The organism is Melghirimyces profundicolus (assembly GCF_003054245.1).
Classification (GTDB): Bacteria; Bacillota; Bacilli; order Thermoactinomycetales; family DSM-45169; genus Melghirimyces; species Melghirimyces profundicolus.
In genome coordinates this window covers 64,257-89,677 of record NZ_QBKR01000016.1, presented here as the reverse complement: position 1 = coordinate 89,677, position 25,421 = coordinate 64,257, and the positions used below count along the sequence as shown (strand labels likewise).

Below are 25,421 nucleotides of genomic sequence, written 5' to 3'. Positions count from 1 at the left end.
TTGTAAGCATAACGGATCCCCTCTTCATACTGACGCTTCCGGGAGGGGTCGATCTCGTAAAGCCGGAGTAAAGAAGCCGCCTCCTGAAGGGAAAATCCCAATAATTTCCCTCGCAGAATAATTTTGATTCGGGCCCGGTCGCGATGGGAATAAATCCGATGATTCCCCGCCGTCCGCCTCGGGTGGATCAACCCCAGTTCTTCATAATATCGAATCGTTCGCGGACTGATTTGAAACTCCTGTACCAGAAATGAATAAAGGAACCGCCGATTGCGGCGGGGTCCTCACAAAACAAAAAACGAAAAAGCCCGTTTTACCGGGCCTTTTTTCCTGATCTTTTCTTCTAAAATGTCGTCGATAACGCTGTTGATTTCCGTCTTTCGACAAAGACGTTGAGTGTTCGTTAACTTCTTCCTTCATTTGCTGGATGTCTTCAAGTGTGATGTGATGTTTTTTCATCATTGCTTCCACGCGCTCTTTCGAGGGAGCCAGCTTGAGTACTCACTGCCCCGCTCAGGGTCTGCCTGCGGTCTCTCGTAGAAGCGGACTCCTCGGGAGCCGGGTAGCGCTTCGGCAGCTCGAGACCACGCTGCTCCATGACCTCACGCAACCGGTCCGGGTAGTCGGTGATGAGCCCGTCGACGCCGTCGTCAATGAGTTTGTGCATGGTGGGCGCGTCGTTGACCGTCCACGGGATGATCTTCATCCCGGCCTTGTGGGCGTCTCGCACCATGCGCTTTGTCACGTAGGGCTCATAGTTCTCGTCGGTGACTTTGCCGTTCTGCGGGAAACCGTGCACGGGGGAGATGGCGTCCGCGCCGAATGAGGCGGCGGCGGCGACGGGGTCACCGTCGAAGTCGTCGATGTCGATTCCGCCCAACCAGGGGGAGGCCCCCGGCTGGCCGGGTTCCAGGAACTGTGGACCGTTGGTGAGCGCCACGATGGGCAGGCGGGGCTCGACCTCGCGCATCCGCATCAGGGCGCCCCAATCGAAGCTCTGGATCGACACCCGGTCGAGCATGTCCGCCTCCCGTACCTCTCTGGCGACGACCTGTACGAACTCCTCACGTGGCGCGGTCTCCTCGGGTGCCCCCGCCTCGACCTTGGTCTCGATGTTCATCCAGACCTTGTCGGCGTCATAACGCTTGACGAGATCGAACACCTCGCTCAGCAACGGCATCCGCGCACCGGGGCTCGGGCTCTGCTCCGGGAACTGCGGCAAGGTCTGTGAGCCGCAGTCGAGCGTGCGGATCTGGGCGAGGGTGAGGTTCTTGACGTAGTCACCGACGTATGGGTACTCGGGGTCACCGGCAAACGCCGGGCCCGTGTCCTGGCATTTGGCGCCCGAGACCTTGCGGTCGTGCGTGACGACAGCCTGGTGGTCCTCGGTGATCTGCACGTCGAGCTCGAGTGTGCTCACACCGACTTCGAGGGCGCGGGAGAACGACGCGATCGTGGACTCGACGGTGAGCCCGATTCCGCCGCGGTGCGCCTGCAGGTCGAACCCTTCGGGACCGTAGCCCCAGTCGTCTGACCGGGACCGGTCCTCAGCGGCCCAGGCGGGTTGTGCTGACTCTTGGCTGGCAGGTGTACCGGAATTTGCATAGGTGGCAGTGGGCATGCCAGCCACAACCAGCAAAGCCAGCAACGCGCTTAACCATCGGGACATCAAATCATCTCCTTGTTTCAAAAACTATGAATTTTAACCGAAAGACCATTGGTATTGTAATTCAGTACTTTTAAGGATCATTTAACCTAACGTTAATTGGGCATGTCTTCTTCTCTTCGAAGCACCGATTCATTCACCCGGTCCCTCCTCCCTCCGCCGCGGAGGCATCCGCCCCGCCTCAGGCCACGATCCTCATCCTCTGATCCCCTGCAGAACGGCGCAACAAAAAGCCCCCCGTAAATCCAGGGAGCAAGTCTTACAAATCCCAGAGACGAATTTTAACCACGTTATGCAGAGGAAACAGTTCTAAAAGAAAAAACTTGTCTGTATCATTCGAGGGAAAGCGGTGAACCTTCCCTACCTTCGCCGACCGTCTGTCGTCGAAATGGAAAAGGATTTTCCCATAAGCAATAACCCGGGGGTATATTTATATTTCCATAGATAACTTTTCATCCATTTGTCTTCGACTTTGAGTGGACACCGATGTCATATAGGAACCGACTACGCAAATCAATACGTTTATGAAGAGACCGATCACCCCTCCATGGACGCCCAGAACGGTATCGTTTCCCGTCAGGGTCATAAACCCGGAGAAGACCGCCCCCACCAGCATCCCCCAGAACACCGGCTTTGCCGATAACCGTGTCCAGTATAAACCGAGGAAGAAGGCGGGAGCCACTTGGACGAGCAATTCAAATTTCAAGACAAAGATCTCATACAAGGTTGCCGGCGGGTTCCAGGCAATCCACAGCAAGATCGCCACCGCGATGATGCCGCCGATCTTTCCGAATCTCACCTTTCGCTCTTCGCTCGCATGGGGATTGATATATTTTCCGTACACATCATTGGACAACATCGACGAAAAACTTAAGAGTACGGAGTCGGCCGTGGAAATGATCGCCGCTACAATCGCTCCGAAGAACAACACCATCACCCAATAAAAGACCAGGTTGATCGAAGCCACTTGATTGGCCATCATCCCCACCAACTGTTCCGATCCCTGTTCATCCAAACCGGGAAACAACATGATCCCAATAATCCCAACCAAGAAGACCAATCCCGTCGTCACCGGCGGCATCCAGGCCATCCGGGCAAAGGACCGCTTCAACGTCCGTTCGCTTTCCGCAGAATAAATCCGCTGGACCGCATGGGGATAAATCGCCGCACCGAAGCCCACCAAGATCAACATGCTCATCCAGTTGACGGAGGTTTCCAAATCCGGTGCCGCCGCTTTGGCCGGTTCCCTTTCCGCGATGTATCGGGTGACATCGGTGAAGTCACATTCCACCAAATACAGGGCACCCGCCAGCAACACCACCACCCCGACCATCAGGACCAGTCCCTGCATGACATCGGTAAAGGCGACGGCTTTCATGCCCCCGAGCCACTCATAGGTGAGCATCACAAAGACGAATGCGATCACCGCCCATTCGTAGGGAATGGTTCCTCCTGTCATCCCCGCCACCGCATGACCGATCGCCACCAGCTGCTCCAGCAAATAGTTGCCCAAGCCCCAGAGCATCAGAAAAATCGCCAGCAGGGTTACCGCTTTCGATTGAAAGCGATAGGTAATCCAATCCGTCGGGGTTACAAAGTTTTGCCGCTTGGAGATCACGTAAAGGCGGGGGGCGAACATCAGATACATCGCGATAATAATGGTCATGAACGGAATCGACTGAAGCCAGGAAAAGCCATCCCGATAGGCGGTCGGCGCATAACCCACAATCGTGTTCCCGCTGTATTGGGTCGCGTACAGAGTGAAAAACAGAGCGATGATGCCAAGGTTTTTCCCCGCCAGATAGTATCCGGACAAGCTTTTATGCAACCCTTTTTGACCGCGGCCCGCGAGATAACCGATCAACAGCATGACAACCGCGTAAAGAGTCAGGATAATGATCCCGTCGGGGCCCGAGAAAGCGAGGTTCATCGAAGTTCTCCCTCCCCTTTGCGCTCTTCTTCCTCCACCTCTTCAACCAGGTTCCACTGGTTCAGACACAGCCAGCTGAGAAAGCCGCATAAGAGCAGGGCGAAAACCACTGAAACAAAAGCCCAGGAAGGAAAACCGAAAATAATCGGTTCAATGATCCCCTTCGGCCAGTACCACGGTACATTTCCGAGCAAAATCAACGCCAGTACCACCCAGATCCATTTTTTTCGGATCGGTTCTTTGACTTTCCCGTCCATGTTCCGACCCCCTATTTTTAATTTTGAAAACATTTTGTTTAAAAAAATTCCCGGCAATCCTAAATCACTTTTTGATTTTTTAAAGTCTCAAGTTTCTCCCGGTTGTAATGAAGAAGATCCCGGTAAATTTCATCGTTGTGTTCTCCGATTTGATCAGCACCGACAAACTGGACTTTTCCGGGGGTCCGGCTCAGCTTAGGCACGATGCCCGGCATCGGAAATTCTCCCAGTCGGGGGTGTTCGGTATGGATAATCATGTCACGTGCTTGATAGTGCGGATCTTCGACAATGTCTTTGGCCGAATAAATCAACCCGGACGGGACGCCTTTCTCCTCCAATACCGAAAGCACTTTCTCGGCATCCAGGGTTTGAGTCCATTGTTCGATCCGATCGTCCAGCTCCTTTTGGTGTTGACCGCGGGCCGAATGGGTGGCGAATTTCGGATCATCGGCAAGTTCCGGTTTTCCCATCGCCTCACACAATCTTCGGAACACGCCATCCGCATTGGCGCCGATGACGATATACGTTTCGTCCTTGGTCAAATAGATATTCGAAGGAGCCACCCCCGGCAAAATGTTTCCCATTCGTTTCCGGATATAACCGGCCAACAGATAATCCGGAATCAGGCTTTCCATCACCCCGAACACGGATTCATAGATGGCGGTGTCCACGATCTGACCTTTGCCCGAGCGTTTTCTTTCATGCAGGGCGGTCAGGCAGCCGATGGTGGAAAACAACGCAGCCAGTGTGTCGCCGATGGAGATGCCGATCCGTGCCGGAGGACGATCGGGAAATCCGGTGACATAACGTAAGCCCCCCATCGCCTCCGCCACGCTGCCGAATCCGGCCCGGTGTTTGTAGGGACCCGTTTGACCAAAACCGGAGGTTCGCGCCATGATCAGCCCGGGGTTGATTTTGGATAACTCGTCATAGGAGAGGTTCCATTTTTCCATGGTCCCGGGGCGAAAATTCTCGATCAAGATATCCGCTTCTTTCACCAGATCTTTCAATACCCGCTGGCCTTCTTTGACACGCAAATTGAGCGTGACCGATTTCTTGTTCCGGGATTGGATGGGCCACCACAGACCGACCCCGTCCTTTTCCTGCCCCCAATTTCGCATCGGATCGGGCTTGCCGGGAGGTTCCACTTTAATGACCTCCGCCCCGAAATCGGCGAGCAATCGTCCGGAAAAAGGCCCCGCCAAAAGGGTCCCCAATTCGATAACGCGAACCCCTTCCAATGGAAGACGTTCCTTTTGACCCTCTGTCATACTGGTATCACCCCGCTTGTTTTTTAAATATTAACACTTTGCATACAATAAATCAAACAAAGGCTCATGACGGCCCATGTTTACCCTGAACAAACCCTTCTATAGTAAGCAGTACGAAGGAGTGTTTGAAAGATCACACATTTTTTGTATACAATTAAATTGAGGTGACGATATGGATGCGTATCAGACCATAAAAGAATCCATTATTATCGGAAAATACAGACCGGGAATGCGCCTAACCGAAGAGTTCCTTGCCGGAGAATTAAACGTGAGTCGGACACCGATTCGGGAAGTGTTAAAACAATTGGAATCAGAAGGTCTGTTAACCCCGCTCCGACGCGGCATGATTGTAAGATCCTTTTCCAAAGAGGACATTCGTCAGATTTATGATTTGCGTACATTGCTGGAAGGATATGCAGCCGGCCAGGCGGCTTTATTCCGGACACCTACAGACCTCCAACAGATGCGGGAAGCCAACCGTTTATACGAACAGGTCATGGATCAGAAAGATCCGGAGGAGATTTCCAGTATATTGAAGATTGTCCGTGCAAACCAGCATTTTCATGAAGCGATCCATGTCGCTTCCCATAATGAACACCTTCGCTTTCACATATCAAAAGTGGTGGTTTTGCCCCTCGTTTTCCAATCTTTTTACTGGTATGACCGATTGGAACGGATCCGATCACTTGAATCCCACCAGACCATATTGGAAGCCATTGAAAACAGAGACAGTGAGCGGGCGAGGATTGCCATGCACGAGCACATCTACCAAGGCCGGGACAAGGTGTTGAAACATCTGGATGAGTTGAGCATGGAGGACCTGAAGGAGGGAAAAAATGATTGAGATTTGTGAGGTCGGACCTCGCGATGGTTTGCAAAATGAAAAAAAGATCCTGTCGACCGACACCAAAGTCGAATGGATCCACCGGTTGATTGATGCCGGTATCAAAAAGATCGAAGCGTTATCTTTTGTCAATCCGAAAGTCGTACCGCAAATGGCTGATGCCGAAGCGGTCATGGAACAGGTGGTCAAACGGGAGGATATTCAGTATGCCGGATTGGTTTTAAGCCGGTCGGGTCTGGAACGGGCTCTGACAACCGACGTGGATGTTTTCCATGTTGTCACGGCCACAAGCGATGCCTTCAATCAAAAAAACGCAAGACGAACCGTGGATCAAGCCCTTGATGAACTGATCCCCGTCATACGAGAATGCGTATCGGAGGGAAAAGACGTCGTCGGGGTTCTGGGTACGTCTTTCGGTTGCCCCTATGAAGGATGGATGCCTCTCTCGCGTGTCCTTCAGGTGGCCGAGTCGTTTCTTCAGGCCGGCTGTCATGAAATCACTCTGGCTGACACCACCGGCATGGCGAATCCCGCCCAGATCAAAGACGTCGTTCGCGCTTTTACCAAAGCTTTCGGGGATGACGTCAAGCTTGGTTTGCATTTTCACAACACCCGCGGACTTGGATTGGCAAATGTGTTGGCAGGTTTTGACGCCGGTGTCAGACGGTTCGATTCTTCCAACGCCGGACTCGGCGGCTGTCCCTTCGCACCCAAAGCCGTCGGTAATGTCTGCACGGAGGACCTGGTGAACATGTTCCACCAAATGGGAGAGGATACTGGGATCAACCTGCAAGCGTTGATCGACCTTGCCCACTGGATGGAATCGGTGATGGAACGGCCTTTGGATGGTATGCTGATGAAAGCCGGGCTGGCGTACGAATCCCCTCGTTAAGCCCATGGGCTAACTGGATCATCGCCCTGCTTTATTTATTGAAAACACCCCGCCTTGACGCTTGATTGCGTTGGCGGGGCTTGTTACGTCCGTCTTGTTAATCATTGTGGACGAAGCAGATCGTTTAAAACTGTCCGGTTTGGAACTATTCAGGGATCTTTATGATCGGAAACGGATTGAATCCTGATCGGTATGCCCGGTTTCCTCCGGTGTGGCTTCCGCCATGGCGGAATTCCTGCGGTTGTAATCACCCGGGCGGGACGAAGGGACTGTCCCGGTTCCATAAAATAGATCCCGAATCGCCGGCCGCCCCGAACCGTGCAGCGGGTATCCACTCCGTATCGACGGAAAGACTGAATCACCGCATCCCTCAAGGCATTTTCCCGGCAATCGGGGGACATAACGGACGGGATGACCGAAAAAAGACAGGGAGACGACGACGTTGGCTTCCGCTCGACGTCATTCTCCGCCTGGACGATTCTCTTTGCCCCCGGTGGAGACAACCGAAGCATGATCTCGCCCAATATCACGACGGCCCCCTCAGACATCTCCGACTTCCTCCCGATCCGTCTTCACTCTCGCCATCAGCTCCCGCGCCCTTCGCTCCACTTCCTCGAAATCCCCATTTTCGGCCGGGCGGATCAGTTCTCCCCCGATCCCGACCGCCACCGCTCCACTCTGTAACCAATCGGTGACGTTTTCGACGTTCACACCCCCGGTTGGCATAAATTCCGCTTGCGGTAACGGTCCCTTTAAGGATCTTAGGAATGCCGGACCGAAGGCGTTTCCGGGAAACAACTTCAGGATGGAGCAACCCCATTCCAACGCACCCACCATCTCCTTCACGGTCATGCATCCGGGGAGATAAGGCACTTGGTATCGATGACACATCCGGGCGAGGGTCTCCTCCGGATGGGGACTCACCACGAAAGAAGCCCCTGCGGAGATGGCCATCCGCGCCGTTTCGGCATCCAACACCGTCCCGGCCCCGATCAGGGCTTCGGGAAACCGCCGACGAAGGTTGCCGATGACCCGTTCCGCTTCCGGCACGGTGAAAGTCACTTCCAACGTCCGGATTCCCCCGCGATAACAGGCAGCTGCCGCGGCTTCCGCCTGTTCCGGGGTCTCTCCCCGAATGACGGCCACCACCCGCTCCTTGACCAGTTGACTGAGTACCCTCCATTGCTTCATGGGAATCCCTCCTGATTCTAGACCCCGGAGTATGCGGAGAATCCGCCGTCGACCGGAACCACGATCCCGTTGACAAATCCGGAGGCTTTTTCATCCACCATCCACAACAAGGTGCCGTAATCCCGCAGTAACAGCGGACGATTTTGTTCCGTCAAGAAAAAGCCGGGAGCGATGGCATTGACCCGAATCCCCGACCGGGAAAAATGGACGGCCAGCCACTGGGTGAAATTGCTAACCGCCGCCTTGGCCCCGCTGTATGCCGGGATTTTGGTCAAGGGGGTGTATGCGTTCATGGAAGAAATGTTGATGATCATCACCCGAGAAAGAAGGTCGGAAGTAGATTTAACGGAAGTTCGGAATTCTTTCTTTGTATTGCGATACCAAACGGCGGTTGTGTTCGTCCGCTCCTTCAATATTTCCACTTAACAAAACGGGAGGGGTAATCCCCTGTTCGGAGAGCATTTGAATGGCCTCCGCAAACATTCCCTGTAATATGGCGGCTCCTGTAATCGTGGAGGCCGAACCGAAAGGGACATTCACTTCCGGGTGTTCCAACAGGGCATCGCCTTTGGGCACGTGATTGTCGATCGCGAGATCGACGCATTGATAGAGGAGCTTTCCGCTTTGGTGTCTAGATGTTTCTTGCGCGTAAGCCGAGGAAGTAATCCCGATCACATACGCTCCCTGATCCTTGGCAATCTGTGCCACGTCGATGGGAACGGGATTTCTGCCGGAGGTGGAAATAACGATGACCACATCCTCCTTACGGATATCCTCATGCTTCATAAACCGCTCAGCATAATGGTTTTGGCGTTCCAACTCAGACGAGCGCAACGCACCTTCATGCAACATGAGGGGTTCATGGAGTATGGGATGTACCGGAACAAGGCCTCCCGCCCGGTAAAAAACTTCTTCGGTCAAAAGATGGGAATGACCGCAGCCGAACAGATGAATCAATCCGCCTTTCCGGATCGACCCGGCCACCCGCTCCGCCGCTTTCCGGATCAAATCTTTATCCGACTCCAGGGTTTCCCGAAGCAAGGATTCGATCTTCGCAAAAAAACGTTCAATCATGTACCACACCTGCCTGTATGACAATTTGGTTGCTCTGGAATGGGTGACGGGATTTTCCTTATACTTCGTCATTCAGGTCTGCTTTGGCCCTGACGACGATTTCCGTCATTCGATCCAAGGCGGCTTCAATTACCCGCTCCCCTTTCTCCCGGCTGGCCAAGGTCGCATACCCCAGTACAGCGGACCGGGTGAAGGTGCTCCAGGGGGTTGGGGTGAAATCGGATTCCTGTGGAATTTCCGGAACGTCATCGATGGCTTTGGACATATCCACTTTCTCTTCGGCAAGGTACAACATATAGGAGGTTTCCATTTCACACGCATGAAAGTAAGTGGGATGGACGGGGGGTCTTTCTCTCACTTCGGAGATGACCTTTTGCGTTCCGGGATAGAAGAAATAGAAAACCCGGAAACCCGGGTGACGTTCGTAGAGATTCCTTGCGGCTTCCTTCACTGCGACGGCGTTTCCGAGATGGGCATTGAGGATCACCCAAATCCGAAAACCTTGACGAACCAGGCTGTCCCCCAGGTCTGTCAGCAGATGAATAAGGGTTTCGTTGCGAACGGATAAACTTCCCGGGAAATCCGACAGACTCCATACCTGTCCGTAAGGCAGGATGGGCAGGACCCAGCCGTTCACCCGTTCAGCGAGCCTCTTGGAGAGTTCCTCCGCGAGAAAGTTGTCCGTACCCAAGGGTAAATGAGGCCCGTGGGCTTCCACCGCTCCCATGGGAAGGATGGCTATCGGGGAGGATTTTATGCTTTCCCGAATTCGCTCGGAAGTCTGTTCTTGAAATTGCATGCCGCCACCCCCTTTCAGTTTTTAAATGAAAAACATCGGGAGGGGTTTTTCACGAAAAACTTTTTGATTAACCGATCCCCGTCCAACCCTCTCCGATCTGCCTCGTCGATGAACCGTGGAACCCAACGGTTGATGATATATCCCAGTCCCAAACCATGGTCGTAATATTTGTAGTAGCTTTTCCGGGCCGTGTCTCCACTGATCAGAATTTGATCTTCATACCCTTTTTCCACCAGTTCCAGAATGCAATGAATCCGGGTGCTTTCCGGACCGTACTTGATTTTGGCGATTCCATCAAAGCAGAGAAACGCACCGGTTCGGGCGATCTGCTCATGATAATAGGAATCGGGATTCCGATCCATATGGCCAAAACTGACATGACCGGGATCCACATTTTCTTGACGGAGGATCTCCAGTTGCTCAAGGGCCATGGTTCCCGCTTCCGTATGGGAATGGATGGGGGCTCGGGTCACGTGGTGAGCCCGGGCAACGGCACGAATGGTTTTGACTTCCAAAGGAGTCATTCGATTATAACCGGTCCCGAATTTCACCTGTCCCGCACGATAAGGCGTGCCTTCCATGCCTTCTTCCACTTCCCGGACGACGAAGTCAGTTAAATCTTCCACCGTCGACTTTTCAATCCATTCCCCGTAAGTCGAGTAGTCTCCGATCAGCGGCTTTAAATCTTCCTTGAGGGGGGCCGTCCACAAAAAGCTTTTGTTAAAACCGGCTGTCCCCAGGATATGAAGTCCGGTTTCTTTTGCCAGTCGGACCACGGCCGGGACATCCCGGCCATAATCGACGGCTGTGGCATCCACGATGCTTTGTCCTCCGCCTTCACGGAACTCCAACAGATCGGATTTGGTTTTTTCAGGATCATCCAGAATCAGGTCGTCCTCGCCTTTTTCGAGCCAATAAGGCGGACGGCACACCAAGTGTTCATGGGAATAGGTGAATCCGAGCTGGTCCGGGTCGATATCCCCTGTCAGTGTTCGAATACGACTCATGAATCTTTCCCCCTTTAGAAGAAAAGCTCAGCCAACACCCAAGGTCACGGCATTGGGAGCATAGGGAAAGACCACGGGAACATCCAACGCCGGTTTCGCACCCGGCACAATTTTGGTGGCAATCCCTTTAAAGGCCGGAACCAGTTCACCGATAAACATGCGAACCCCCATTAACACAATGGCAATCCCCCCGGCAAACGTCAGGGACTGCACGACGGAATAAATGAGAAAATTTTGTTCCCCGGCTTTTTCCATCAGTTTCTGAGCTCCAGGGGTTCCCTTGGTGGAAACCATCAACGCTCCCACAAAAAACAGCACACCCATGGACAAGGCCGTAATGACATTAGAGTCGCGCAAAAATTCCAATCCGGATGGCAATTTAATCTTTTCGGTGTCGTTCTCCCGGTTGCCGAACAGTTTCCCCAGTCCGGCCCCCAACAATGCCACCGAAGCCGAGGTATGGCCGAGGGCAATCTGGTCATTCCCTGTGATCCGGCGCATCAACGGTTGAGTCAAAGCCGGCTGCAGTGTCCAATAAAGGCCCATGAACAGGGTCAAAAACAGGACCAATTTCCAGAAGGACATCCCGGTGCCGGCAGACTGGACAATGATGCCGGCGAAAATCGTCGTCGTCCAAAACATCATGTGCCCCGTTAAATAAATAAACTTAAAGCGGGTAAATCGGGCCAAGAGCACATTCAGAAGAAAGCCGAGCGCCATGGCCAGGGTCACGGCACTTCCAAACCGGTTATTGAAAGTTTCCTGCCCGATAAAGCCGGTAAACTCCTTCTCGGCGATGCCAAACACTTCTTTCCACATCGGTTCAAAAAGATTCAACGCGTTGGTGATGATTTGGGCTCCGGCTCCGATGATTAAAAAACCGATGGTGGCTTTAAATGTCCCACTGATGACTTGGCTGACATTCTTTTTTTGCAGAAGCAATCCGATCAAAACGATAAAGCCGAGCAAAATCGCGGGCGTCCCAAAAACGTTGGTTGCGATCCAAAAAATCACATCCATGACATCCACCACCCTGAAAAGGATTAAAGATGTTCTTGAAGGGCTGAACGAATTTCCTCCACATCGAAAAAGTTTTGGACGGTCACCACACGAGTCTCCTGATTTTGCAGGTTTTGAGCCAGTTCCCGGCTGGTCACAATCAAGTCTGCCGTCATACTGGAGGCTGCGGATACATCCACATGCTCAACCTCCGCTTGCACTCCCTGTTCATTTAAGACTTGCTCGATGTTCATCTTCAGAATCAGACTCGTTCCTTGACCCAGTCCACAGACCGCCAGTACTTTTTTCATATGGAGTCCCCTTTCAAAAGGTTTTGAATTTCCCCCAGTGTCGTCGCTTTTTTCAGCCGAATGATGTTCTCTTCTTTTCCCAGCAGCCGGGACAGTTTCTGAAGCAATTCCAGATGGTGTTGGTTGGAATCCGCCGCCAACGCAAAAATCAGATAAACGGGATCGTTGGCTTTACTTCCGAAACGAATTCCCTTTGTTATCTGAATCATGGAAACCGCTGGACGAATGACCCCGTCTTCAGGCCGGGCATGAGGAACGGCAATGCCGGGCGAGATAACAAAATAAGGTCCGTGCTGTTCATAGGCGGCCACCATGGCTTCCACATAGCGGGCTTCTACATAATTGCTTTCTCTCAGAAGGCGACCGGCTGATCGGATGGCTGCCTGAGGCTCCGATATTGTCTCCTTGAGTCGGATCAAGGAAGCGTCTAAAAATGCCATTCAACCCCTCCTGTCAGAGAATGAAAAGGCTTTCTTTGAGTTTTAGAATACCATCTAAACAGCTAGTTGTCTATACCACTTATTTGCTTTATAATGGAAGAAACTGCTGAAAGGATGTGGAATATGGATTCCGTTGTTTTCCGGGGAGCGACTGTGTACGGGCCGGATCAGACCATTCCGAATGGAGAACTTCGAATCCGTGGAGGTCGTATTGAATCTGTAGGACCCCAGAGGGATCGATCCGGTTCGAACAAAGTTGTCGAACTTCCCCCGACCTATTCCATCCTTCCCGGGATGATCGACATGCACATTCACGGAACCTCGGGGGCGGATACGATGGATGGGACTCCGGAAGCTCTTCAACGGATCACTTCCGCCCTTCCCCGTGAAGGGACAACGGCCTTTTTGGCCACCACCATCACCCAGTCCGAATCATCGATTGATGAAGCTTTGATCAATATTGCAAGGTGGAGGCAAGCACCGGAACAGGAAGGAGCAGAGATTTTGGGGGTTCACCTGGAAGGGCCGTTTTTATCTCATAAACGAGCGGGAGCACAGCCGTTGGATGCCATTCTTCCACCTTCGTTGGAGCGATTCCAACGTTGGCAGAACCTTTCAAACGATTCGATCCGGTTGGTAACCCTGGCTCCGGAGTTACCCGGTGCATTGGAACTGATCCAATATTTGAAAAAGACCGGAGTGGTGGCCTCCATCGGTCATTCGGATGCGACCTACGATGAAACGGTCCAAGGATTTCAAAGCGGAGTGACCCATGCCACGCATTTGTTTAATGGCATGCGTGGATTGCATCACCGTGAACCGGGTGTGGTCGGAGCTGTACTCCTTCACCCGGAAGTGTATGCGGAGTTGATTGTGGATGGCTTCCACTCCCGGCCGGAAATGATTCGTTTGGCCTTTCAATGCAAAAGCGAACGCCGCCTGGTTCTGATCACCGATGCCATGAGGGCCAAATGCATGCCGGAGGGCACCTATGAGTTGGGAGGTCAGGAGGTTCGGGTTCAAGACGGACAGGCTCTTCTTCCGAACGGAACCTTGGCTGGAAGCATCCTGCGGATGTGCGACGCCGTCCAAAACATGCTTCAGTACACCGATTGTACATTGAGACACATTATTGCCATGACAGCCGAAAATCCCTCCCGCGAGTTGGGTGTCGATCATCGAAAGGGTTCGCTTGCCCCCGGAAAAGATGCGGATTTTATCGTTCTGGATGAAAATTTGGAACTGGTCATGACGTATTGCCGCGGCAAACAAAGTTACCACAGGGAGGAGGGGTGAACATGAAAATCATCATGGCTCGGAACGAGCAGGAAATGAGCCGATGGGCCGCCGAACGGATCATCGAAACCGTCCGTACCCGGCCTTCTCTGGTTCTGGGTCTGGCTACCGGCAGCACTCCGGAGGGAATTTACCGCGAACTGGTGGAAGATCACCGCATAAACGGTACGTCTTATAAACACGTGGTCACCTTTAATCTGGACGAATACGTCGGGCTGAAACCCGATCATCCCAACAGCTACCATACCTATATGAAAACCCGTCTCTTCGACCACCTCGACTTTTTGCCCCAAAGGACTCACATTCCCGACGGAAATGCGGCAGACCTTGCGGAGGAGTGTCGTCAATACGAAAAGCACATTTCCCGTTTTGGGGGAATCGATCTTCAGCTCCTGGGGATCGGCCGTAACGGTCACATCGGATTCAACGAACCCGGCACTGCCTTTGACACTCGGACACATGTGGTCAGATTGACAGAATCCACACGAAAAGCCAATGCCCGCTTTTTCCATCGGAAGGAGGAGGTTCCCACCCATGCCATCACCATGGGGATCGCCTCCATTCTGAGCAGTCGTCAAATCTTGCTCCTGGCCACCGGCCGCGCCAAAGCGGAAGCCCTCCGCCGTTTAATTGAGGGGCCTGTGCATCCGGACTTTCCCGCCTCGGCGTTGAAACAACACCCCGATGTCACCGTATTGGCGGATGCATCTGCCTGTCGGTACCTCTCAAAGAAAGGGAAGATCTCTGATGTTGGATAAAAACTCGCCCATCCCGGTTTACTATCAGTTGGAAGAGCGGCTAAAAGAGTCCATTGAAAAAAAGGAATTGAAGGAAGGGGATATGATTCCCTCTGAACGCGTTTTATCGGAACAATACGGGATCAGCCGGATGACCGTTCGCCAGGCCATTAACAACCTCGTCCGTGACGGATACCTATACCGGGAAAAGGGGAAAGGTACGTTTGTCGCAAGCAATAAAATCGAACAACCCCTTCAGGGCCTGACCAGTTTTACGGAGGACATGCGTTCCCGCGGACTTAAACCGGAAGCCCGACTGTTGAACTTCTCCGTAGAACCGGCGCAAGGGAAACTGGTCCAGAAGTTGAGACTGACCGAAGGTGAATCCGTGAGCGTGATCAAACGGGTTCGGTTGGCGGATGACCTTCCCATGGCTTTGGAAACGACTTTTCTCCCGGTGAGATTGGTTCCCGGTTTGACGGAAACACAGGCCTATGGGTCGATTTATGAATACATCGAAAACCAGTTGGGCCTCAAAATCGAACACGCGACCCAAACCTTGGAAGCCTCGGTGGCCCGGGAGAGGGAAAGCGAAGTTTTACAGATTAAAAAAGGATCCCCGGTTCTGCTGATTGAACGAACGAGTTACCTTTCGGACCAACGCCCCTTGGAACTGGTCAAATCCGTATACCGGGGGGATCGATACAAATTCAACGTACAATTGCATCGGTCCTGATTGTTTTGAAAAGGGATCCTTGATGGGAACATCAAGGTATCCTATCGACTTCTTCCGGACACTCTAGCAATCCCCTACTAAAAACGTATTGTAATACTCTAGATCTTCACACACGGATGGGTAAGGAAACAGCAGTAAGACAGAGATGAACACCCCCTAACCGGAAACCGATGCTATTTCAGTTCCGGTTACAAATAAACCCAGTGAGACCAACCAAGGGTAAATCACTGGGTTTGTCATTAATTCTCAATGAAGAACTGCTATGGAGCTCTCGTCTGCTGGTAATGAACTTGCATCGTTCTGTGGGTTTCACTCGAACGGCCCTTAGAAAGGATAGGCTAGCGTACGGAAGCGAATATCAAAAGACCGGAACCCTTCGCTTATATGCCGAAACCGCCTCGGAATACCGAGTTTTGAAAGTAAACTCCCAACAGGGATTTCACAGACGGAAAGAGCATATTGGTTAGAATGGGATTAGGTAACCGTAAAGGACCGGGCCAGCCCTCTTAAGTCCCCTACACCGGTTCCATGTTATCTCCGAAACGGGAACGCCGACCACCAAATCAGGGGAAAGGGGCACTACCTTTTCGGAGTGGATCATCAAATCGAATGTGAGCACCTCAATATAAGTGGTAGGCTGGTTCATCAAATGCCCCTTAACCGGCCCCCCACATCACTCGGGTGTAATACTCCCCCAGTTCGATGGCTTGGCCCCGGTTGAGACGGGATTCTTCCGCGGCAAATGCCATCAAGTGGCTTTGTACGGAGGTCTTGGCGGAAGTGAGGCTCTCCTTCCCGCTGTAATGCCTGACTTCATACAGAAACTGTCGGATGACCCCAAAATCGCCCCCGCCGTGACTGTCTTTGGGGGCATGTACCCGGATTTCGTTTTGTTCCCGGTTGAGGAAATCATACACCGTAAAGCGGTTTTGGATCAGGTTCCCCCGAATCTCCCCCTTGGTTCCCATGATTTGTACGATCCGCGTAATATCGTGGGTGAACCCGCACATGCTGAGCATCGCCGTGGCTCCGTTGGCGAATTCCATGTTGACTACCTGATGGTCCACGACATCGTTGTCGCTGTGGTACACGCACCGGCCGTAGGGGCCCATGCGAAGTGCTTCCAGGATCCCTTCCTCCGTGAAATCGTCGGTGATTTTCCGAGCCCATTCCCGCCCCTCCCCGAGGTAAAAACGGGGGGCGTAGTAAGGGCAACGGGATTCGGCCGGGCAACCGTCCAGACAACGGTTGGGAGCTCCTTTGGGCGCATGTTCTTCCGTGAAATGAGTCAATGAGCCAAAGGAGCTGATTCGTTCACAGGGGACACCGATCACCCAGGCTAAGATGTCCAAATCATGACACGATTTAGCCAAAATCATAGGACTGGAAAGATCGCTTCGTCTCCAATTTCCCCGAACAAAACTGTGGGCGATGTGCTGATACCCGACGTTTTCGTTCAACTGGACCGAAACCACGTCCCCGATTCTCCCTTCATCAATCACCCGCTTGATGGCCGTCCAGAAGGGAGTGTAGCGTAAAACGTGGCAGATGGTGAGTAACTTTCCACTCTCGGTAGCTTTTTGTTCCATACGGATGCATTCCCGGGGATCGGGGGACATGGGTTTTTCTAGAAGAACATGATACCCTCTCTCCAACGCTTTCATGGTCGGGGCATAGTGTATGCGATCCTGGGTGGTGATGATCGCCACATCGGCGACTCTGGGCCTTTGAAGAAGGTCCTCCCAACGAGCATAACAGGCCCCATCCTCCAATCGATAGAGGTCGGCAAATTGCTTCCGCCGTTCTTCGTTGACATCCGCCACCCCGACGATTTTCAGTTCGTGCGGGAACTGAAGAGCATAAGGGGCGTAAGCGCGGGTCCCCCGGTCACCCGCTCCCAACACGATCGCCTTTACCTGTTTCACCGAATTCCCTCCTTTCGACAATTTCGTGCTTATCTAACCGTTCCCACATCAACATCCCGGCACCCACGCAACCCGACAAGCCGTCCGGTGATCCAAGAACCAAGCGTTCCAAAGCGACTTTTTGTTCCGTCAGTATATAGAGTTGCAGTCGTTCCTTTACTTTCTCCAACAAACCGGGATGATGCCGAATCACCCCGCCTCCCAATACGAGCCGTTGGGGATCGAGTAGGCAGATGATCGCATAAATCACGCGGGACCATTGATCCACCAGCCGTTCAACGGGGTTGTCGTCTCCCTGCAGATACTTTTGGATCAACGAATCCACATCGGTTTCCATCGATTCCGCCAACCGCCGGATTGCGGAACCCGAAGCCTCTTGTTCCAACCGATCCCCCTTTTCGGTAAAACGAGCCTGCCCGATTTCTCCGGAAAAACCCACACCCCGAATGATTTCTCCCCGATAGATCGTGCAACAGGCGATACCCGTGCTGAAGGTCATGTAAACGAATGTCTCCTCCGTACCCCCCTGCTGTGCACCCACTCTCCGTATGCCGCCGCAGCTACATCATGATCAAGTAATATCGGCCACGGGTAATACTCTTTTAACCGGGAGATCAGAGGAAAGTTGCGCCACGGCAGGTTCGCCTGCATTACGGCAATGCCCCGTTCCCGATCCACCTTTCCAGGGACCCCGATACCCAGTCCCCGGATCGAATGGGTGGGAGCGTTCCCTTTCTCCACTAGCCGATCGACACTGGCTTTAACTTGTTTGAACATCGCTTCTGAATCGTCCGGTAAGCTGGGTAACGTAACATCATGTAAACAGCGTCCTTGTTTGTCAATAAGACCAGCAGCGATTTTGGTACCTCCGATATCCAGCCCGATGGTGTATGAGTTCATCCCAAACCTTCTCCCTCCTCATTCTTTCACTGCTCCACTCATAAACCCCTGAATGAAAAAGCGTTGAACAAAGCTGAACAAAACCGCCACGGGCAATGTGGTGATTACGCTCGCCGCCATCATCTCGTGCCAGTACACCACATTTTGGCCTACGAAATCCGTCAGGGCCAGGCTGGCCGGTCTCAACCGGGACTCTGAAATGAAGATTAAGGGAATCAACAGCTCGTTCCACGCGAAAATGAAGGAGTAAATTCCGGCCATGGCCACCCCTGGCGCCGAAAGGGGCAAGATGATCCGGACAATTCCCGTCACCCGGGAACACCCGTCCACATAAGCTGCCTGTTCCAGGGCCAGCGGAACATTGGCAACCAGACCGCCATCGGAGCGGTTAAAGCGCAATTGGTGATGATGATGCCGATAAAGGTATTCAACAGATTGAGAGATTGGATGATCTGATACAACCCCACAATGAGGATGACGGGTGAAAACATCTGGGTCATCAACATAAGGAAAAGAAGGGACTTCCGACCGAAAAAGGCGAACCGGGTTAGTCCATAAGCCGCGGGAAACGCCAAAATCACCGTGATTAACGATGTGACCGTAGCGATGAACAAACTGTTGAAAAACGGACCGGAAAACTGGTAGGGACCGAACCAAACCTGAATGTAGTTGGCCCATTGGGGCGAATCCGGGATCCAGGTTGGCGGCCAAGTAAAAATTCCTTCAAATGTTTTGAGTGAGGTGGAGATCATCACGGCCACCGGAAAAAGCAGGGCCGTAAATATGGTGAGCAGCAGAACATGAATGAAAAGATGTTTCCAACGTTTTTTCACAAGGAGCCCCTCCCCATCAGATTTCCTCCCGGCTCATCAACGCGCGGTAATAAACGGTGGTGAAGATCAGCAGAATGAGAAAGATTACAATGGCGATTGCCGATCCCATTCCGATATCAAAGGCGCCGAAGGATCGCTGATAAGCTTCCACCACCAAGGTAGTGGTTGCATTCACCGGTCCTCCCTTCGTCAGCGGCCAGATTACCCCGAAGGAATTAAACGTCCAAATGGCGGATAAGGTCGTGGCCACCAAGATGACCGGTTTCATCAGGGGAAGGATGATGAAACGCAGCCGCTGGGAAGGAGAGGCTCCGTCGATGTCGGACGACTCCAGAATTTCTCGGGGAATCGATTGCAAACCCGCAAGAAAAAGCATTGCCATGAAGGGAATTCCCAACCACATGTCGGTAACAGCGGTGGCCACGAAGGCGGAAAACTTATGACCCAACCAAACATAGTGGTCCGAAAGGAGATGGACTTCGGTCAATACCCAATTCAACATCCCGAACTCCCCGTCATAGACCCAACGCCAGGCGATAGCGGCCACCACCATCGGTGTCACCCAAGGAATCAAGAGAAGGGCCATGTAGAACCTTTTGAAAGCAATCTCCTTCGCCAGTAGCCAAGCCAGCAAAAAGCCGATCAAGGTTTTCCCCAACACGGACAGCCCCGTCCACAGGGCAGTACGGGAAAAAGTGGCCCAGAACTCCGTGGATTTGAACAGAGTCACGTAGTTTTGCAGACCGACGAAGGTAACGCCCAGATCCGGACGGGTCAATATGTGCTGGGTGAAGGAAAAATACAGAACCCGGAGAATCGGGTAGGCCACCATCACGAACATGAAGAGGAGAACTGGAAGCAAATAAAAAAACGGAGATTTTTCCGGGGAAAGACTGATGGATTTATTCAATTTCATCTTCGTCCCCCTTATGTAAAGAATTGGGGAGCCGGAGGCTCCCCCGGGATTATTTCGGTTCCAGTTTTTCTTTCTTGATCTGAGCAACTGCATCATCCAGCACTTTTTGCGCATCTTCTCGGTTGTATTCCAAGGGATTAGGAACCACCTTGTGTTTCCGGTACAAATCGGCGTAAAACTCGAGAGCCTCCACCGCTTCCGGTGAATTAAGCTTAACATTGCCTTTTTCATCAAAGACCTCACCGCCGTTCTGGAAGACAAAGTTGAAAAATTGAGTGGTAGTGGAAACGTGTTTTGCCCCCGCAATGCCGAACCCGTAAATACCGTCATTCTCCTCCTGCACTTTCTTGGCAACATTCACGATGTCGTCCCAAGTCTTTGGAGGTTCCTTGATGAGGTCGGTTCGGTAGATCAGTGTTCGGGAAGAAAATCCCCGAGGAATTCCGTAGGATTTACCCTGAAACCGGGCAGCCTTCTGCAAGGGTTCAGGATAGAGAGAGAGCCGTTTCTCCCCCTCTGCATCCAAGGGTTGGATAGCCTTCATAGCAGCAAAGGAAGCAACCCAGCGGGATCCCCCATAAATCACGTCGGGGGATTCACCATCGTTAAATCCGGATACCAATTTTTGATACGACTGATCGCAGCCCACCGACTGGACCTCCACTTCGATATCCGGGTGTTTCTTCTCAAACTTCTTTACCAGCTGATCGATGCTTTCTCTCATTTCCGGTTGCTCCAGCCCTAGATGGAAGTACGTGATTTTAGCCGGCCCACCACCGTCTCCGGCTTGCGGCATGCACCCCGCAAGAACCAACACTGCCAATATTGACAGAATGATCAGTTTCTTCACGGTGAACTCCCTCCTTAAAATTGAAACTTTATCTTTCCATTGGATTAAGTAGCTAACCGGGAACCCGAAAGATTTCCTGTAGAATCACCGCGGCGGCTCCTGTTAGTGCATAATCCCCTTTCAAAGACGCCGGGAGAACCAAAATATCGTCTTTCGCCCCATGAATATTCTCCACCGCGATCTGCGCATTGACCTTCGTTAGCAACCGCTCGTTCCCTTGCGCCAGTTCCCCGCCAAGAATTACCGCATCTGGATCAAGAATATTCAGTATATTAGAAATTCCCACGGAAAGGGCTACAGCCATCTCTTCCAGCAATTCCTCTGCCAACTCGTCTCCCAGATTCAACGCGATGAGAAAATGATCCGGCGTGATGGCCATGGGGTCTCCTCCGGCCAGTTCCAACATCTGCGTGATCCTTCCCCTGTGAATGTAAGCGAGAATACGGGCATACAGTCCCAGCCAACCGGCATAATGCTCCAGACATCCCCGGTTTCCGCAGTTACACGGAATGCCGCTACGATCGATGCTAGTATGTCCGAACTCCCCTGCGCCCCCATTTCTCCCACGGTATAGGGAATCTCGAAGAATAATCCCGGCCCCGATCCCATCGTCAATCATGATGTACAACAGATTTTCGCAATCCTTATAGGAGCCGTAGTATTTCTCTGCCAGCACGATAGCGTTCGTGTCATTTTCTAGACACGTCTGCAATTGGGTTCGTTCTTCCATCAGCTTTTTAATCGGGACGTCCCTCAGCTTCAATCGCTCGTTGTAGCGAACGATGCCGTTTTCGGCATCCACGATGCCGGGAACGGTAATGGAGATGCCGGCGTAGCCATCGGATCGCAAAAACAACTCCACGGACTGAAGTAAATGGTCCACCAATTCTTCCCCAGTTCTGCCACCAACGGGGACCGTCCGTTTTTGCTTAACTCCCGCTTCCAGATTCATCTCCGCCATCGAAATGCTGGTGTGTCCGACAGCGATACAGATGACGGAAAGGCTGTCCGGCTGAAACTGCAGCAAAATCGGTTTTCTTCCCCCGCTGGACTTACCCACCCCGCTTTCTTTCACCAATCCCATCTCCATCAGATCATGAACGGCTGAAGTGACCGTAGTGGGACTTAAGCCCTGTTTTTTGGCAATCTCCATCCGAGAAATGGGTCCCGAATGCCGAATGGTGTTCAAAATGATGGAACGGTTCCATTCCTGGATGAATTTGAGATTCTTTGCTCTTTTGATAGCCACCATCTCCGATGCACTTTTTCCAATAGACAAAATAAGTGTTTGTTGGTTTGAATTATATGATAATTTTGTCTTTGGATCTTCTCGTTAACTCATAACCATGGATTAAATTTGCCACTTGTACATGTGGATCAATGGATGAGACAGCACAGGTTGTTGCAAAGAGCTGATAATTTTGCTTGGGGTTTGAACACACAGCTCCCCTTCTAAAGCGCTTTAGGACCCTGATTTTCATCCATTCGGAGAATAAATCCACTGGTGTTTTCGAATGCAAATGTGCACGACCCATCGGAGGTTATGTTCGATCAGGGCGTTTCGGGTCTTCCTGTCGCCCCTCGCCATCCGTTTGAGATATTCCGCCTCCTCTTTCTCATTCAGGGGCTGGGGAAAGGCGTTTTTTTGATGTACGCGACAAAGATCGGCACTTCGTGGATTGAGGTTCTACCCAAAGACCCCGGCGACCCTGTCGTCTTTTCCGTCCCAAACCGTAACAATCCGCCGCTTCCATCCAAAGCGGCCACCTCGGAGCCCCGCCTGCAACATCAGATGCACGATCCGTTACGGGCTCCGTTAAAAAGGCGTTTCTCACCTTGTCACTTGGTGCAAAGATACATCGTTTGCAGGCCACTCATTCCGATCGATCACTCCTGATCGGAAGAATCCGGGGGTGTTGCCGGTTTTGGGGACGGGCTTTGCTGTTGCTGGCTGCTCTTTATCATTTGCATCATCCGGGCTTTCATCTGTTGCTCCATCTTTTTCATCATGGGCTTTATCATTTTCTCCATCTCTTTTTTCATGGCGGGATCTTTCATCAACTGGATGAGCAGGGCGATCAGTTCGGGGCGCAATTCGGGATCTTCCGCGATGGCTTTCATCGTCTGAAGCTGACTTTTCATCAGGCGTTTTTTCTGACCGGGGTTTTTCAATGTCTTTTCCAGGACATCCATGTTGTAAGCGAGAACACCCGGAGTCAACTCGGGGGTGTTCAGGGTGAGGTAGTGTTCATCCAATCCGTGCTTCAGCAAAAGATGGCGCATCCGTTTCTCCCGGAGCGCTTTTTCCCGTGCTTGCTTCAATGTGATCAGAAGCTGATTCCGTTTTTCCGGATCCGCCGAGAGGCCCTTCATGATTTCCAGATTGGTATCGAGAAGGCGTTTTTTTGTCTCGGAGGAATGAAGGGTGCGATCCATGATATCCGCGTTCAAATGGAGGAATTGGGTGGCGACTCCTGAATCTTGCATCATTTCCCTTTGCTCCCGCAAATTTTGCTCCAACATTTTTTTCCTGGTGGTGGAATTGTGCTCCATGGTCTCTTTGCGACCCTCGACAAAAGCGTTCTGGATTGAGGGTTCAAAGGCGATGTTTCGGGTCAGTTTCTTCATCTGTTTTTCAGTGGCTCCGTTGTTCTGAGGACTGCACGCCGAAAGGGTGAGCAGGATGGCCAAGAAGGAGATCAGGTATCGTTTGTTCATCGATGGTCACCTCATCAGGATTTGTTCATAGTCATTGTTTTTCAAACGGGCTTTACTTATGACCACCGGTCACAAAAACAAAAGAACGCTTTTCACGGGGGCAAGGGACGGTGTCCATCAAGTCCTTAGAAGTATTGTTTGCTCATGGCTCTCACCACCTATCCCTCCGAGCTTTGAAGATAAAGAAAACCCAGTGGTACATTCCACTGGGTTTTCTCATGTATCATTGCACTTTAAGATGATGCAGGCGAAGCATCCAGCGTTAAACGGCGAGCGGGATGAATGATTAAAGCTCTTTTGGAAATAATTTATTTGGGGCTGATACCACATCCCACACAAAAGAACCCCTCACTTGGCCTCACCTCCGGAGGGGTTCTTTTGTTTTGATCCAATGGCGTTATTTTATGAATCCTTACAAAGCTACAACAAACGATGAGGAGATGAGCCGAAAAAACCCTTTTCACCATATGGTGACGCCGATGGTTCCATACCTGAAATCCATTCAGAACCCTTCCGGAGACTTTGATGGTGGTATAAAAACGGTTTTCAAGTGTCAAAATTTAAAAGCCTGTATTCAGGAGGGATTGGATTGACGGTCGGTTCAAAGGTGAAACAAACAGCTGCCAGTTTAAAAGGGGCTTACGCCACACTTGCGATGTACGCCCAAATCCTTGAACAAGAGAAAGATAAGCAAACATTTCATGAAGCCGCAGAACAGGTCGAACAGGTTCGCAATCAGCTCGAAGAACGAATCAAACAATTGGAATGGGAAGAACCTCAGTACAAAGGCATTTAATATTTAACCGGGCTTCATTTGAAAGGAGTTCAAACAAAAATGCCGGAGTGGATCATTGTTTCCCTGCGAACGTTACTTGCCGTTGTCGTGCTCTTTTTCATGACCAAGCTCCTTGGTAAACGGCAAGTTTCCGAGCTGTCTTTATTCGAATATATAACGGGGATCACCATCGGAAGTATTGCGGCTTCGATTTGTTTGGATTTGAATACGAGTTGGTATCTCGGAGTGTTGTCACTGGTCATTTGGAGTGGAATCACGATCGGGATTGAGTATTTGCAGTTGAAAAGCAAAAAAGCCCGGGATTTTATTGATCACCGAGGGACCGTTCTGATTCAAAATGGAAAGATATTAGAGGATAATTTAAAAAAAATCCGCATTACAAGTGATGAGTTATTAACGCGATTGCGGCAAAAAAACATGTTTAAGGTGGCCGACGTTGAATTCGCCATTATGGAACCGAATGGGGATATCAATGTATTTCCCACAAAAGAAAACCAACCCTTAACCCCCAAAGATCTCGGAATCCAGATCCCTCATGAAACGGTACCGCAAACGGTCATTATGGATGGAAAGATCCTGGATCACTCCCTTAACAACTTGGGTCTGAATCGGCGGTGGTTGCACACCGAGCTGGATAAAGCGGGGGTAACAGTCGAAAATGTCTTTCTTGGGCAAGTGGATGATATGGGGGAACTCTACCTCGACTTATTCGATGATACGATCCAGGTTCCAAAACCGAAGACACGTCAGCTGTTACTTGCCACCTTGCAAAAAGCATTGGCTGATGTAAAGGGCTTCGCATTGGATACCAACGATCCCAAGGCAAAAAAAATGTATCGAGCCTGTCAAGAGAAGTTGGAACAGGTCATCGCCAAGGTGAAACCACGACTCCAATAGTCCACATTCGTTGGTGTTGATGGGCCCCTCCGGCCCCGGATCACAGAAGGCCGCCTCAGCGATCATCCGCCAAGGCGGCCTTTGACCGGATTTGCCCACAAACATCAAGGTTGGACACCGTCAGGCAGCGTGATGG

29 protein-coding genes and 2 pseudogenes are annotated in these 25,421 nt (G+C 51.7%); 8 read left to right on the top strand and 23 right to left on the bottom strand.

Annotation, left to right across the window (positions count from 1 at the left end):
* The 5 genes from C8P63_RS12095 to C8P63_RS12075 all read right to left on the bottom strand — a co-directional run.
* Nucleotides 1-230, bottom strand: a 230-nt coding sequence (locus C8P63_RS12095) for a MerR family transcriptional regulator (protein ID WP_245920869.1), incomplete at its 3' end; no start/stop codon positions are given.
* A gap of 203 nt (nucleotides 231-433) precedes the next feature.
* The gene (locus tag C8P63_RS12090) at nucleotides 434-1,669 is read right to left on the bottom strand and encodes a glycerophosphodiester phosphodiesterase family protein (RefSeq protein WP_108024524.1); all 1,236 of its coding nucleotides are present in this window, start codon (nucleotides 1,667-1,669) and stop codon (nucleotides 434-436) included.
* 427 nt (nucleotides 1,670-2,096) lie between these two features.
* Entirely contained in the window at nucleotides 2,097-3,596 is a 1,500-nt protein-coding gene (locus tag C8P63_RS12085; protein ID WP_108024522.1) for a sodium:solute symporter family protein, read from the bottom strand.
* A complete protein-coding gene (locus tag C8P63_RS12080; protein ID WP_108024520.1) occupies nucleotides 3,593-3,853 on the bottom strand; it encodes a hypothetical protein in 261 nt (86 codons plus the stop codon). The genes C8P63_RS12085 and C8P63_RS12080 overlap by 4 nt, the downstream gene beginning before the upstream one ends.
* A 59-nt stretch (nucleotides 3,854-3,912) precedes the next feature.
* The gene (locus C8P63_RS12075) at nucleotides 3,913-5,124 is read right to left on the bottom strand and encodes a CaiB/BaiF CoA transferase family protein (protein ID WP_108024518.1); all 1,212 of its coding nucleotides are present in this window, start codon (nucleotides 5,122-5,124) and stop codon (nucleotides 3,913-3,915) included.
* A gap of 172 nt (nucleotides 5,125-5,296) precedes the next feature.
* Here C8P63_RS12075 and C8P63_RS12070 point away from each other — a divergent pair, with 172 nt between their 5' ends.
* Together C8P63_RS12070 and C8P63_RS12065 are read left to right on the top strand one after the other, a co-directional pair.
* Nucleotides 5,297-5,968, top strand: a complete 672-nt coding sequence (locus C8P63_RS12070; protein WP_108024516.1) for a GntR family transcriptional regulator — start codon at nucleotides 5,297-5,299, stop codon at nucleotides 5,966-5,968.
* Entirely contained in the window at nucleotides 5,961-6,860 is a 900-nt protein-coding gene (locus C8P63_RS12065; protein ID WP_108024514.1) for a hydroxymethylglutaryl-CoA lyase, read from the top strand. The genes C8P63_RS12070 and C8P63_RS12065 overlap by 8 nt, the downstream gene beginning before the upstream one ends.
* Nucleotides 6,861-7,009: 149 nt before the next feature.
* Here C8P63_RS12065 and C8P63_RS12060 read toward each other — a convergent pair whose 3' ends face one another.
* From C8P63_RS12060 to C8P63_RS12020, 9 genes and pseudogenes are all read right to left on the bottom strand, one after another.
* Nucleotides 7,010-7,408: a carbohydrate kinase family protein gene (locus C8P63_RS12060; RefSeq protein ID WP_108024512.1), complete on the bottom strand. Its 399-nt coding sequence runs from the start codon at nucleotides 7,406-7,408 to the stop codon at nucleotides 7,010-7,012.
* On the bottom strand, nucleotides 7,401-8,051 hold the full coding sequence (locus C8P63_RS12055) for a bifunctional 2-keto-4-hydroxyglutarate aldolase/2-keto-3-deoxy-6-phosphogluconate aldolase (RefSeq protein WP_108024510.1): 651 nt from the start codon (nucleotides 8,049-8,051) through the stop codon (nucleotides 7,401-7,403). The genes C8P63_RS12060 and C8P63_RS12055 overlap by 8 nt, the downstream gene beginning before the upstream one ends.
* Nucleotides 8,052-8,068: 17 nt before the next feature.
* A pseudogene (locus tag C8P63_RS12050) lies at nucleotides 8,069-8,365 on the bottom strand (SDR family NAD(P)-dependent oxidoreductase); the annotation flags it as partial.
* A 28-nt stretch (nucleotides 8,366-8,393) separates the two neighbouring features.
* Nucleotides 8,394-9,125 (bottom strand): SIS domain-containing protein, encoded by a 732-nt coding sequence (locus tag C8P63_RS12045; protein ID WP_108024508.1) that lies wholly within the window; start codon nucleotides 9,123-9,125, stop codon nucleotides 8,394-8,396.
* A gap of 58 nt (nucleotides 9,126-9,183) precedes the next feature.
* Nucleotides 9,184-9,924: a creatininase family protein gene (locus tag C8P63_RS12040; RefSeq protein ID WP_108024506.1), complete on the bottom strand. Its 741-nt coding sequence runs from the start codon at nucleotides 9,922-9,924 to the stop codon at nucleotides 9,184-9,186.
* A gap of 14 nt (nucleotides 9,925-9,938) precedes the next feature.
* Nucleotides 9,939-10,931 carry a phosphotriesterase family protein gene (locus C8P63_RS12035; RefSeq protein WP_108024504.1) on the bottom strand — a complete coding sequence of 331 codons (993 nt, stop codon included), beginning with the start codon at nucleotides 10,929-10,931 and terminating at the stop codon, nucleotides 9,939-9,941.
* Between the two features lie 36 nt (nucleotides 10,932-10,967).
* Nucleotides 10,968-11,951, bottom strand: a pseudogene (locus C8P63_RS12030) (PTS ascorbate transporter subunit IIC); the annotation flags it as partial.
* A gap of 23 nt (nucleotides 11,952-11,974) precedes the next feature.
* Nucleotides 11,975-12,241, bottom strand: coding sequence for a PTS sugar transporter subunit IIB (locus tag C8P63_RS12025; RefSeq protein ID WP_108024500.1), 267 nt, complete (start codon nucleotides 12,239-12,241; stop codon nucleotides 11,975-11,977).
* The gene (locus C8P63_RS12020) at nucleotides 12,238-12,681 is read right to left on the bottom strand and encodes a PTS sugar transporter subunit IIA (protein ID WP_108024498.1); all 444 of its coding nucleotides are present in this window, start codon (nucleotides 12,679-12,681) and stop codon (nucleotides 12,238-12,240) included. The genes C8P63_RS12025 and C8P63_RS12020 overlap by 4 nt, the downstream gene beginning before the upstream one ends.
* Before the next feature lie 123 nt (nucleotides 12,682-12,804).
* Between C8P63_RS12020 and nagA the strand changes: the two genes are divergently transcribed.
* The 3 genes from nagA to C8P63_RS12005 are packed head-to-tail and all read left to right on the top strand — an operon-like array spanning nucleotide 12,805 to nucleotide 15,450.
* Nucleotides 12,805-13,977, top strand: a complete 1,173-nt coding sequence (gene nagA / locus C8P63_RS12015) for an N-acetylglucosamine-6-phosphate deacetylase (RefSeq protein ID WP_108024496.1) — start codon at nucleotides 12,805-12,807, stop codon at nucleotides 13,975-13,977.
* Nucleotides 13,978-13,979: 2 nt separating this feature from the next.
* Nucleotides 13,980-14,735, top strand: coding sequence for a glucosamine-6-phosphate deaminase (gene nagB / locus C8P63_RS12010; RefSeq protein ID WP_108024494.1), 756 nt, complete (start codon nucleotides 13,980-13,982; stop codon nucleotides 14,733-14,735).
* Nucleotides 14,725-15,450, top strand: coding sequence for a GntR family transcriptional regulator (locus tag C8P63_RS12005; protein ID WP_108024492.1), 726 nt, complete (start codon nucleotides 14,725-14,727; stop codon nucleotides 15,448-15,450). The genes nagB and C8P63_RS12005 overlap by 11 nt, the downstream gene beginning before the upstream one ends.
* Nucleotides 15,451-16,106: 656 nt before the next feature.
* On the opposite strand, the gene C8P63_RS11995 is transcribed toward C8P63_RS12005, so the two are convergent.
* From C8P63_RS11995 to C8P63_RS11955, 9 genes are all read right to left on the bottom strand, one after another.
* The gene (locus tag C8P63_RS11995) at nucleotides 16,107-17,375 is read right to left on the bottom strand and encodes a Gfo/Idh/MocA family oxidoreductase (protein WP_108024488.1); all 1,269 of its coding nucleotides are present in this window, start codon (nucleotides 17,373-17,375) and stop codon (nucleotides 16,107-16,109) included.
* Nucleotides 17,338-17,874 carry an ROK family protein gene (locus C8P63_RS19805; protein ID WP_108024486.1) on the bottom strand — a complete coding sequence of 179 codons (537 nt, stop codon included), beginning with the start codon at nucleotides 17,872-17,874 and terminating at the stop codon, nucleotides 17,338-17,340. The genes C8P63_RS11995 and C8P63_RS19805 overlap by 38 nt, the downstream gene beginning before the upstream one ends.
* Complete coding sequence (locus C8P63_RS19800; protein WP_108024484.1) at nucleotides 17,871-18,275, bottom strand: ROK family protein; 405 nt, start codon at nucleotides 18,273-18,275, stop codon at nucleotides 17,871-17,873. The genes C8P63_RS19805 and C8P63_RS19800 overlap by 4 nt, the downstream gene beginning before the upstream one ends.
* An 18-nt stretch (nucleotides 18,276-18,293) precedes the next feature.
* Nucleotides 18,294-18,587: an ABC transporter permease family protein gene (locus C8P63_RS19150; RefSeq protein ID WP_245920864.1), complete on the bottom strand. Its 294-nt coding sequence runs from the start codon at nucleotides 18,585-18,587 to the stop codon at nucleotides 18,294-18,296.
* A complete protein-coding gene (locus C8P63_RS19145; RefSeq protein ID WP_170109628.1) occupies nucleotides 18,584-19,108 on the bottom strand; it encodes a carbohydrate ABC transporter permease in 525 nt (174 codons plus the stop codon). Before C8P63_RS19145 ends, C8P63_RS19150 begins: the two co-directional genes overlap by 4 nt.
* Nucleotides 19,109-19,124: 16 nt before the next feature.
* Nucleotides 19,125-20,024: a carbohydrate ABC transporter permease gene (locus C8P63_RS11975; RefSeq protein WP_170109627.1), complete on the bottom strand. Its 900-nt coding sequence runs from the start codon at nucleotides 20,022-20,024 to the stop codon at nucleotides 19,125-19,127.
* Between the two features lie 49 nt (nucleotides 20,025-20,073).
* Nucleotides 20,074-20,874 (bottom strand): ABC transporter substrate-binding protein, encoded by an 801-nt coding sequence (locus C8P63_RS11970; RefSeq protein WP_108024478.1) that lies wholly within the window; start codon nucleotides 20,872-20,874, stop codon nucleotides 20,074-20,076.
* Between the two features lie 52 nt (nucleotides 20,875-20,926).
* A complete protein-coding gene (locus C8P63_RS11965) occupies nucleotides 20,927-22,126 on the bottom strand; it encodes an ROK family transcriptional regulator (protein WP_108024476.1) in 1,200 nt (399 codons plus the stop codon).
* Nucleotides 22,127-22,761: 635 nt separating this feature from the next.
* A complete protein-coding gene (locus C8P63_RS11955) occupies nucleotides 22,762-23,592 on the bottom strand; it encodes a hypothetical protein (protein ID WP_108024475.1) in 831 nt (276 codons plus the stop codon).
* 383 nt (nucleotides 23,593-23,975) lie between these two features.
* On the opposite strand from C8P63_RS11955, the gene C8P63_RS11950 reads away from it, so the two are divergent.
* The 3 genes from C8P63_RS11950 to C8P63_RS11940 are packed head-to-tail and all read left to right on the top strand — an operon-like array spanning nucleotide 23,976 to nucleotide 25,285.
* Nucleotides 23,976-24,185 (top strand): hypothetical protein, encoded by a 210-nt coding sequence (locus C8P63_RS11950; RefSeq protein WP_108024473.1) that lies wholly within the window; start codon nucleotides 23,976-23,978, stop codon nucleotides 24,183-24,185.
* Nucleotides 24,182-24,388 carry a DUF1657 domain-containing protein gene (locus C8P63_RS11945; RefSeq protein WP_108024471.1) on the top strand — a complete coding sequence of 69 codons (207 nt, stop codon included), beginning with the start codon at nucleotides 24,182-24,184 and terminating at the stop codon, nucleotides 24,386-24,388. The genes C8P63_RS11950 and C8P63_RS11945 overlap by 4 nt, the downstream gene beginning before the upstream one ends.
* Nucleotides 24,389-24,427: 39 nt before the next feature.
* The gene (locus C8P63_RS11940; RefSeq protein ID WP_108024469.1) at nucleotides 24,428-25,285 is read left to right on the top strand and encodes a DUF421 domain-containing protein; all 858 of its coding nucleotides are present in this window, start codon (nucleotides 24,428-24,430) and stop codon (nucleotides 25,283-25,285) included.
* The last annotated feature ends 136 nt before the right edge of the window (nucleotides 25,286-25,421 follow it).

Coding starts and splice junctions, on each gene's coding strand:
- C8P63_RS12060 (WP_108024512.1), bottom strand. CDS start 7,408: ATGTCTGAGGGGGCCGTCGTGATATTGGGCGAGATCATGCTTCGGTTG.
- nagB (WP_108024494.1), top strand. CDS start 13,980: ATGAAAATCATCATGGCTCGGAACGAGCAGGAAATGAGCCGATGGGCC.
- C8P63_RS19800 (WP_108024484.1), bottom strand. CDS start 18,275: ATGAACTCATACACCATCGGGCTGGATATCGGAGGTACCAAAATCGCT.
- C8P63_RS12085 (WP_108024522.1), bottom strand. CDS start 3,596: ATGAACCTCGCTTTCTCGGGCCCCGACGGGATCATTATCCTGACTCTT.
- C8P63_RS12065 (WP_108024514.1), top strand. CDS start 5,961: ATGATTGAGATTTGTGAGGTCGGACCTCGCGATGGTTTGCAAAATGAA.
- C8P63_RS11940 (WP_108024469.1), top strand. CDS start 24,428: ATGCCGGAGTGGATCATTGTTTCCCTGCGAACGTTACTTGCCGTTGTC.
- nagA (WP_108024496.1), top strand. CDS start 12,805: ATGGATTCCGTTGTTTTCCGGGGAGCGACTGTGTACGGGCCGGATCAG.
- C8P63_RS12080 (WP_108024520.1), bottom strand. CDS start 3,853: ATGGACGGGAAAGTCAAAGAACCGATCCGAAAAAAATGGATCTGGGTG.
- C8P63_RS12040 (WP_108024506.1), bottom strand. CDS start 9,924: ATGCAATTTCAAGAACAGACTTCCGAGCGAATTCGGGAAAGCATAAAA.
- C8P63_RS12045 (WP_108024508.1), bottom strand. CDS start 9,125: ATGATTGAACGTTTTTTTGCGAAGATCGAATCCTTGCTTCGGGAAACC.
- C8P63_RS12090 (WP_108024524.1), bottom strand. CDS start 1,669: ATGTCCCGATGGTTAAGCGCGTTGCTGGCTTTGCTGGTTGTGGCTGGC.
- C8P63_RS12075 (WP_108024518.1), bottom strand. CDS start 5,124: ATGACAGAGGGTCAAAAGGAACGTCTTCCATTGGAAGGGGTTCGCGTT.
- C8P63_RS12025 (WP_108024500.1), bottom strand. CDS start 12,241: ATGAAAAAAGTACTGGCGGTCTGTGGACTGGGTCAAGGAACGAGTCTG.
- C8P63_RS12055 (WP_108024510.1), bottom strand. CDS start 8,051: ATGAAGCAATGGAGGGTACTCAGTCAACTGGTCAAGGAGCGGGTGGTG.
- C8P63_RS12035 (WP_108024504.1), bottom strand. CDS start 10,931: ATGAGTCGTATTCGAACACTGACAGGGGATATCGACCCGGACCAGCTC.
- C8P63_RS12005 (WP_108024492.1), top strand. CDS start 14,725: ATGTTGGATAAAAACTCGCCCATCCCGGTTTACTATCAGTTGGAAGAG.
- C8P63_RS11955 (WP_108024475.1), bottom strand. CDS start 23,592: ATGAACAAACGATACCTGATCTCCTTCTTGGCCATCCTGCTCACCCTT.
- C8P63_RS11975 (WP_170109627.1), bottom strand. CDS start 20,024: ATGAAATTGAATAAATCCATCAGTCTTTCCCCGGAAAAATCTCCGTTT.
- C8P63_RS11965 (WP_108024476.1), bottom strand. CDS start 22,126: ATGGTGGCTATCAAAAGAGCAAAGAATCTCAAATTCATCCAGGAATGG.
- C8P63_RS12070 (WP_108024516.1), top strand. CDS start 5,297: ATGGATGCGTATCAGACCATAAAAGAATCCATTATTATCGGAAAATAC.
- C8P63_RS12020 (WP_108024498.1), bottom strand. CDS start 12,681: ATGGCATTTTTAGACGCTTCCTTGATCCGACTCAAGGAGACAATATCG.
- C8P63_RS19805 (WP_108024486.1), bottom strand. CDS start 17,874: ATGACCTTCAGCACGGGTATCGCCTGTTGCACGATCTATCGGGGAGAA.